Origin of the sequence: Actinomadura rayongensis (assembly GCF_009831215.1) — a bacterium.
Taxonomy (GTDB): Bacteria; Actinomycetota; Actinomycetes; order Streptosporangiales; family Streptosporangiaceae; genus Spirillospora; species Spirillospora rayongensis.
In genome coordinates this window covers 303818-312297 of record NZ_WUTW01000007.1, presented here as the reverse complement: position 1 = coordinate 312297, position 8480 = coordinate 303818, and the positions used below count along the sequence as shown (strand labels likewise).

The 8480-nt window shown below is 76.0% G+C and carries 6 protein-coding genes; all 6 read left to right on the top strand.

What is annotated here, in order from left to right; genetic code table 11:
- The first annotated feature begins 186 nt into the window (after positions 1–186).
- The 6 genes from GQ466_RS32995 (at position 187) to GQ466_RS26410 (ending at position 8425) form a co-directional block, all read left to right on the top strand.
- Positions 187–906 (top strand): GNAT family N-acetyltransferase, encoded by a 720-nt coding sequence (locus GQ466_RS32995; RefSeq protein ID WP_161105736.1) that lies wholly within the window; start codon positions 187–189, stop codon positions 904–906.
- Positions 907–922: 16 nt separating this feature from the next.
- Positions 923–4516: an ABC transporter ATP-binding protein gene (locus tag GQ466_RS26430; RefSeq protein WP_161105735.1), complete on the top strand. Its 3594-nt coding sequence runs from the start codon at positions 923–925 to the stop codon at positions 4514–4516.
- 54 nt (positions 4517–4570) lie between these two features.
- Positions 4571–5773, top strand: a complete 1203-nt coding sequence (locus GQ466_RS26425) for a glycosyltransferase family 4 protein (RefSeq protein WP_237418377.1) — start codon at positions 4571–4573, stop codon at positions 5771–5773.
- Entirely contained in the window at positions 5770–6507 is a 738-nt protein-coding gene (locus GQ466_RS26420; protein WP_161105734.1) for a DUF2334 domain-containing protein, read from the top strand. The genes GQ466_RS26425 and GQ466_RS26420 overlap by 4 nt, the downstream gene beginning before the upstream one ends.
- On the top strand, positions 6504–7598 hold the full coding sequence (locus GQ466_RS26415) for a glycosyltransferase (RefSeq protein ID WP_161105733.1): 1095 nt from the start codon (positions 6504–6506) through the stop codon (positions 7596–7598). Before GQ466_RS26420 ends, GQ466_RS26415 begins: the two co-directional genes overlap by 4 nt.
- A 77-nt stretch (positions 7599–7675) precedes the next feature.
- Positions 7676–8425: an SDR family oxidoreductase gene (locus tag GQ466_RS26410; RefSeq protein WP_161105732.1), complete on the top strand. Its 750-nt coding sequence runs from the start codon at positions 7676–7678 to the stop codon at positions 8423–8425.
- Positions 8426–8480: the final 55 nt, after the last annotated feature.

Below are 8480 nucleotides of genomic sequence, written 5' to 3'. Positions count from 1 at the left end.
AGCAAGTACGACACCGGCACCAGCGAAGGCCACATCAAGGGCGTCAAGTACGAGGTCCTGAAGTGGGGCCACGGCCCGGGCAAGAAGGGCACCCCCAAGCCCCTCGGATAAGCACCACCCGAACGGCCCCGGCGAACGCCGGGGCCGTTCGCATGCCCGGAACACCCCCGCGCCTATGCTCGGCCGGTGACCGACTTCGAGCGACTCATCGACGCGGCGTGGCCCGCCCCCGTGGTCGCGGACGTCCACGGCTGGCGGCTGCGCTTCGCCGACGGCGTCACCAAGCGCGCCAACTCGGTCTGGCCCGCCGCCCACCCCGCCGACGCCGACGCCGCGATCCGCGCCGCCGAGGAGTACTACCTGCGCCGCGACGAGCGCCCGACCTTCCACATCGGCCCCGGCGCCCGTCCCGCCGCCCTGGACGCGCTGCTGGAGCGGCGCGGCTACGTCAAGGTCGACCCGACGCTCGTCCTGACCGCCGACCTGGACGCCGAAGTCCCGCCCCCGGACGCGGAGATCGCCGACGCGCCGTCCCAGGAGTGGATGGACGCCTGGTGGTCGGTCGACGGACGCTACGACGACGGCGAGCCCGTCGCGCGCCGCATCCTCACCGGCACCCCGGCCCGGTACGCGGCGGCCGGGGACGGCGCGGCGGTCGGCCGGGCCGTCCCGCAGGGCGACTGGCTCGGCGTGTACTGCATGGCCGTCCGGCCCGAGGCGCGGCGGCGCGGCCTGGCCCGGACCGTCCTGCGGGCGCTGCTCGCCGACGGCCGGGCGCGGGGCGCGCGCCGCGCCTACCTCTGCGTCACCGAGCGGAACGCGGCGGCGCGGGCGCTGTACGCGGCGGCGGGGTTCACCGTCGCGGCCCGCTACCACTACCGGGTGCGCCCGCCGGGAACCGGGTGATAAGTCTGGGGATGCGATGAGCGACGCCCCGGGTCTCCGCCGCCTTCTGCCCTACGCGCGGGCGCAGCGCGCCAGTCTCGTCCTCACCGCCGTCACCGCCATCGGGGTCGCGGGGGTCGGCGTGGCGGTCCCGGTGGTCGAGCGGCGGATCGTGGACGACGCGATCCTCGCCCGCAGCGTCCCGCTGGTCCCGTGGCTCGGCGTGCTGTTCGCGCTGGCCGTCGCGGGCTTCGCGCTGACGAAGGTGCGCCGCTACCGGGCCGCGAAGGTGAACGTCGAGGTCGTCATCGCGCTGCGGGAGGCGATCCACGCGCAGGTCCAGCGGCTCGACCTCGCCGCGCACGGCACGCTGTCCACCGGCCAGCTCGCCAGCCGCGCCAGCGCGGACGTGCAGCTCATCTCGGCCGTCACCCGCGCGATCCCGTCGATCGCCGCGAGCGTGCTGCTGATGGCCGGGGCCCTCGCCGTGATGGTCGTGCTGTCGCCGCCGCTCGCGCTCGTGTCGCTGACCGTCGTGCCCGCGCTCGCGGTCCTGTCGTGGCGGATGCGGCGCACGCTCGTCCCCGCGACGTTCGACCAGCAGGCCCGGACGGCGGACGTCGCCGAGATCGTGGACCAGGCCGTCACCGGCGTCCGCGTCGTCAAGGCGTTCGGCGCCGAGGACCGCGAGCTGCGGCGGCTGGAGGGCGCGGCGGCGGCGCTGTTCGCGTCCAGCATGCGCACGATCCGGATCATGGCGCGGTTCCAGCCCGCGCTGTCGGCCGTCCCGGCGTTCGGGCAGGTGGCGGTGCTGGCGTTCGGCGGCTGGCTGGCGATCCGGCACCAGATCACGGTCGGGACGTTCCTGGCGTTCGCGTCCTACCTCGTCATGCTCACCGGCCCGGCGCAGAGCCTCGCGGGGCTGTTCGGCCGCGTCCAGCAGGCCCGCGCGGGCGCGGCGCGGGTGTTCGAGCTGCTGGACTCGGTCCCGGCGGTCGCCGACGCGCCGGACGCGACCGAGCTGCCGAAGGTCGAGGGCCGCATCGACTTCGACGCCGTGACGTTCGGGTTCCGCCGCTCCGAACCCGTCCTGGTCGGCTTCGACCTGCACCTGGCGCCCGGCGAGACGGTCGCGCTCGTCGGCGCGTCCGCGTCCGGCAAGTCCACGGCCGCGCTGCTGCTCGCCCGGTTCTACGACCCGCAGCGGGGGAGCGTGCGGGTGGACGGCCGCGACGTGCGGTCGGTGACGCTCGGCTCGCTGCGCTCCCAGATCGGCATGGTGTTCGAGGACGCGTTCCTGTACTCCCGCAGCGTCCGCGACAACATCGCGCACGGCCGTCCCGACGCCACCGACGCCGAGGTGGCCGCCGCCGCGCGCGCCGCCGAGGCCGCCGCGTTCATCGCCGCGCTGCCCGACGGGTACGCCACCGTCGTCGGCGAGCGCGGCATCACGCTGTCGGGCGGGCAGCGGCAGCGGCTCGCCCTCGCCCGCGCGCTGCTGGCCGATCCGCCGGTGCTCGTCCTGGACGGCGCGACGAGCGCGGTGGACGCGCGGGTCGAGGAGAGCATCCACGCGACGCTGCGGCGCGTCCTTGCCGACCGGACCACGCTGATCATCGCGCACCGCCGCTCCACGCTCCGCCTCGCCGACCGGATCGCCGTCGTCGAGGCGGGGCGCGTCATCGACTCCGGCACGCACGAGGAGCTGATGGCCCGCTGCGCCCGGTACCGCGTGCTGCTGGCGGGCGAGCGGGAGGAGCTGGACGACGGCGCGGACGATCCCGAACCCGTCCGCCGCGCGGCGCCCGCGCGGAAAGAACTGCTTCCCGAGGACGCCGACCTGCTGCGCCGCGTCGCCGCCCTGCCGCCCGCGACGGACGCGCCGGGCGTGGACGTCGCGGCCGAGACCCGTCCGGAGTCCGGCTTCACGCTGCGGCGGTTCCTGCGCCCGTACCGGGGCGCGCTGGCCGCCGGGCTCGCGCTCGTGCTGGGCGACGCGGCGGCCGGGATCGCCGGGCCGTACCTGTCGCGCGACGGCGTGGACCGGGGCGTCCTGCACGGCGACACCGCGGCCGTCCTCGCCGTCGCGGGCGTGTTCTGCCTGGTCACGGTGCTCGGCATGGCCGCCTCGCGCGCCGTCCTGCTGGTCACCGGACGCACCGGCGAGCGGCTGATGTACGCGCTGCGGCTCCGCGTCTTCGCCCAGCTCCAGCGGCTCGGGCTCGACTACTACGAGCGCGAGATGGCCGGCCGGATCATGACCCGGATGACCACCGACGTCAGCGCGTTCTCCGCGCTGCTGTCGGACGGGCTGCTGACCGCCGTCGCCGGGACGTTCACGTTCGCGGGCGTCGCCGTCGCGATGTTCACGATGAACGCGCCGCTGGCGGGCGCGACCGCGCTCGTGCTGCTTCCGCTGATCGCGGCGACCGTCGTGTTCCGGCGGCTGTCGGCCGGGCCGTACCGGGAGGCGCGGGACCGGATCGCGACGGTGAACGCCGTGCTCCAGGAGTCGCTGTCGGGCGTGCGGGAGACGCAGGCGTTCGCGCAGGAGGAGCGGCGCCAGCGCGAGTTCGCCGCCGCGACCCGCTCCTACGCCGACGCGCGGCTGCGGTCGCAGCACCTCATCTCGCTGTACTTCCCGTTCGTCCAGTTCCTCGGCGACGTGGCCGCCGTCGTCGTGCTCGGGCTCGGCGCGGGCCTGGCGGGCGGGGGCGCGCTGACGGCCGGGGAGCTGATCGCGTTCCTGCTGTACCTCGACCTGTTCTTCAGCCCGATCCAGCAGTTCGCGGACGTCTTCGACGACTGGCAGCAGGCGCGCGTGTCGATGGGCCGGATCGGCGGGCTGATGGCCGCGCCGCTGACCGTCCCCGCGCCCGCGCGCCCGGCGCCGCTGCCGGATCTCGCGGGGGCGATCGAGTTCCGGGACGTCCGGTACGCCTACCCCGGCACGGACACCGACGTGGTCACCGGCGTCAGCCTGCGGATCGCGCCGGGCGAGCGCGTGGCGATCGTCGGGGAGACGGGCGCGGGCAAGTCCACGCTCGTCCGGCTGGCCGCCCGGTTCGCCGACCCGGTGTCCGGCGCGGTGCTCGTGGACGGCTGCGACCTGCGCACGCTCGACCCGGCCGCCTACCGGCGCCGCCTCGGGTACGTCCCGCAGGAGCCGTTCCTGTTCGCCGGGACCGTCCGCGACAACATCGCCTACGGGGACCCGGACGCCTCCGACGAGCGCGTCCGGGCGGCGGCGCGGGCCGTCGGCGCGCACGCGGCCATCGCGACCATGCCCGACGGCTACGACACCGAGGTCACCGAACGCGGACGGTCGTTGTCGGCGGGGCAGCGCCAGCTCGTCTGCCTGGCCCGCGCCGAGCTGGTCGCCCCGGCGATCCTGCTGCTGGACGAGGCCACCGCCGACCTCGACCTCGCCACCGAGGCCCGCGTCACCGCCGCGATGGACCGCCTCGCGACGGGCCGGACGACGCTGCTCATCGCCCACCGCCTCCAGACCGCCCGGCACGCCGACACGATCGTCGTCATGGACGGCGGCCGGATCGTCGAGTCCGGCACGCACGACGCCCTGCTCGCGGCGGACGGCGCCTACGCGCGCCTGTGGACCGCCGCGTCCTGACGGCCGGGACGTTCGATACGGACGCGGAAGTTCGCGTGCTGTTCGTTTTTCGGAATGTCGGACGCGGCTGTGCGGTGGTGCGCGCCGGACACGCTCGGCGCCGTGAAGTCCGCCATGCAGCCCGCCATGAAGGTCGCCATCGTGACGGAGTCGTTCCTGCCCCGCGTCAACGGGGTCACGAACTCGGTCTGCCGCATCCTCGAACAGCTCGCCGCCGGCGGGCACGAGGCGCTCGTCGTCGCGCCCCGGCCCGGCCCGGACGGGTACGCCGGGGCGCCCGTCGCACTCGTGCCCGGCGTCGCGCTCCCCTTCTACTCCTCGTTCGTCGTCGGCGTCCCGGCCCGCCGCGTCACCTCGGTGCTGCGGGACTTCCGGCCGGACGTCGTCCACCTGGCCTCGCCGCTCGTGCTCGGGACGTCCGGGCTGGCGGCGGCGCGGCGGCTGGACGTCCCGGCCGTCGCGGTGTTCCAGACCGACATCGCCGGGTTCGCCCGGCGGTACGGGCTGCGCGCCACCGACCCGCTGATCTGGTGGTGGCTGCGCCGCCTGCACACCGGCGCCGCGCGCACGCTGGCGCCGTCCACGCCCGTCGCGGCCGAGCTGGAGCGGCGCGGGTTCCCGCGCGTCCACCTGTGGGGACGCGGCGTGGACCGCCGCCGGTTCCACCCCCGGCACCGGTCGGCGGCGCTGCGCGCGCGGCTCGCCCCGCGCGGCGAGGTCCTGGTCGGCTACGTCGGACGGCTCGCCGCCGAGAAGCGACCCGCGCTGCTGGCCCATCTGGCGGATTTGCCCGGCGTCCGGCTCGTCGTGGTCGGCGACGGCCCCGAGGAGCGGTCGCTGCGCCGCCGCCTGCCGGACGCCGTGTTCACCGGGTTCCGCACCGGGACCGAGCTGTCGGAGCTGATGGCGTCGCTGGACGTGTTCGTCCACACCGGCGCCGACGACACGTTCTGCCAGACCGTCCAGGAGGCGCTGGCCTGCGGCGTCCCCGTCGTCGCGGCGGCGGCGGGCGGGCCGCTGGACCTCGTCCGGCCGGGCGTGAACGGGCTGCTGTACGCGCCCGACGACGCCGAGGGGCTGCGCGCGGCCGTGGTGACGCTCGCCGCCGACGCCGCGCTGCGGCGGAGCATGGGGCTGCGGGCTCTGGAATCCGTCCACGGGCGCGGGTGGGACACCGTCTGCGCGGAGCTGGTCGGCCACTACCGGGAGGTCGTCCACGGCGCGGCGCCCGGACGGCGGGCGAAGACGGCCGCGTGAAACGTTCCGCCTTCCCGTTCGTCGTCTCGGTTCACGACGTGGCGCCGAGCACCGCCGGGCCGAGCGCCCGATGGCTCGCCGACCTGGACGAACGCGGCGTCCCCGCCACGCTGCTGCTGATCCCCGGGCCGTTCGGCGGCGGTCCGGCGCTGCCGGACGACCCGGAACTCGTCCGGCTCCTGCACCGGGCCGCCGGACGCGGCCACGAGCTGTCCCTGCACGGCTACCGGCATGCGGGCGTGCCCGGCGGGCCGCCCTGGCGGCGGGGGGTGAACCGGGTGCTGGCGCGGGGCGCGGGCGAGTTCTGGTCGCTGACCGAGCGCGAGGCCGCGCGGCGGCTCGGCGCGGGGTTGGAGCTTCTGGCGGCGGCGGACATCGCCGTCACCGGCTTCACGCCCCCCGGCTGGCTGGCGTCGCCGGGGACGCGGCGGGCGCTCGCGTCCCTCGGGTTCGCGTACTGGACGAGCCAGCTCGCCGTGCATCCTCTGCCGGGCGGGCCGGTCCAGGCGATGCCCGCGCTCTCGCACCGTCCGGGCGGCGCGGGGGAGCGGTTCGGGGCGCGGCTGATGGTGGACGCCGCCCGGGTGCTCGCCGCATCCGGAACACCGTTCCGTATCGCGCTGCACCCCGCCGACCTCGGCCGTCCCGGGCTGCGCCGGGCCGCGCTCGCCGCCGTCGACCTGGCCGTCGCGGCGGGCGGGCGCCCGGTGACGTACGCGGAGCTGGCGGCATGAGGGTCGTCCAGCTCGCCAACCTCTACAGCCCGGTGTCCGGCGGGCTCCGCACGGCCGTCGACCGGCTCGGCGCCGGGTACGCCGCCGCCGGGCACCACCGCGCGCTCGTCGTGCCCGGCCGCGCCCACACCCGGCGCGAGGACGAGAACGGCGTCGTCGTCACCGTGCCCGGCGCGTCGGTCGCGCCCGGCTACCGGCTCGTCCTGAACCCCCGGCCGGTGCTGCGGGCGCTGGCGCAGCTCCGCCCGGACGTGGTCGAGGTGTCCGACAAGGCCAGCCTCACCGTCGTCGCGCGGTGGGCGCGGCGCAACGGCGTCCGGTCGGTGCTGTTCTCGCACGAGCGGCTGGACGCGATCCTGGCGTCCCGCACGCCCGCCCCGGTCCCGCTCGCGCCGCTCACCGACCGCTGGAACCGGCGGCTGGCGGCGTCCTTCGACGCGGTCGTGACGACGTCGGCGTTCGCCGAGGACGAGTTCGCCCGCGTCGGCGCGCCCCGACTGCACCGCGTCCCGCTCGGCGTGGACCTCGACACGTTCCGGCCGGGCGCCGCGCGGCCCGGCGGCGGGCCGTTCCGGCTGCTGCACCTCGGCCGGCTGTCGCGGGAGAAGCGGCCCGGGCTGGCGCTCGCGGCCGTCGCGGAGCTGCGGCGGCGCGGCGTGCCGGTCGAGCTGGACGTCGTCGGCGGCGGGCCGCTCGCCCCTTCGCTGCGCGCTCACGCCGCACGCGAGGAGCTGCCCGTCCGGTTCCACGGGCACGTCGCGCAGCGCGCCGACGTGGCCCGGCTGCTCGCCGCCGCCGACGTCGCGCTGGCCCCCTGCCCGGTCGAGTCGTTCGGCCTCGCGGTGCTGGAGGCGCTGGCCTGCGGGACGCCCGTCGTGACGGCCGACCGGGGCGCGGCGCGCGAGCTGGTGGCGCCGGGCGCGGGCGTCGCGGTCCCGGCCGTCCCGGAGCGGTTCGCCGACGGCGTGCAGGACCTGCTGCGCCGTCCCGAACGCCGCGCCGCAGCCCGCGCCCGCGCCGAGGAGTTCCCCTGGACGGCCGCGATCGCGCGGATGCTCGCCGTCCTGGAAGGGCATCAGCCGCAGTTGTGACCCCACAAGAATTCCGTGTTTCCCTTCCGGCGCCGTCGCCTCCTAGCGTGGAGGAAACGACAAAGGGGGGTTCCTTCATGTCCGAGTTGCAGGGGAAAGTGGCCGTCGTCGCGGGCGGCGCGAAGAACCTCGGCGGGCTGATCAGCGAGCGGTTCGCGGCGGCGGGCGCCAATGTCGTCGTCCATTACCACGGCGCCGCGTCGGCGGTCGACGCGGAGAAGACCGTCGGGGCGGTGCAGGCCGCCGGGACGCAGGCCGTCGCGGTGCAGGGCGACCTCACGCGCGTCGCCGACGTCCGGCGGCTGTTCGACACGGCGCTGGACGAGTTCGGCGGCGTGGACGTCGCCGTCAACACCACCGGAATGGTGCTCAGGAAACCCATCCTGGACACCACCGAGGCCGAATTCGACACCATGTTCGGCGTCAACGCCAAGGCCGCCTATTTCTTCCTCCAGGAGGCCGGGCGCCGCCTCAACGACAACGGCGCGATCATCAGCCTCGTCACGTCGCTGCTCGCCGCCTTCACCGACGGGTACTCCACCTACGCGGGAGCGAAGGCGCCGCTGGAGCACTTCACCCGCGCGGCGGCGAAGGAGTTCGCGAGCCGGGGGATCGCGGTGAACAACGTCGCGCCCGGGCCGATGGACACGCCGTTCTTCTACCCGCAGGAGACGCCCGAGCGGGTCGCGTTCCACCGCTCCCAGGCGATGGGGGACCGGCTCACCCGGATCGAGGACATCGTCCCGCTCGTGGAGTTCCTGGCGACCGGCGGCCGGTGGATCACCGGCCAGACGATCTTCGCCAACGGCGGGTACACCACCCGCTGAACCTAAGCTGGGACGCGGCGCGGCGCCCCGGCCGCGCGGACGCGACCGGAAGACC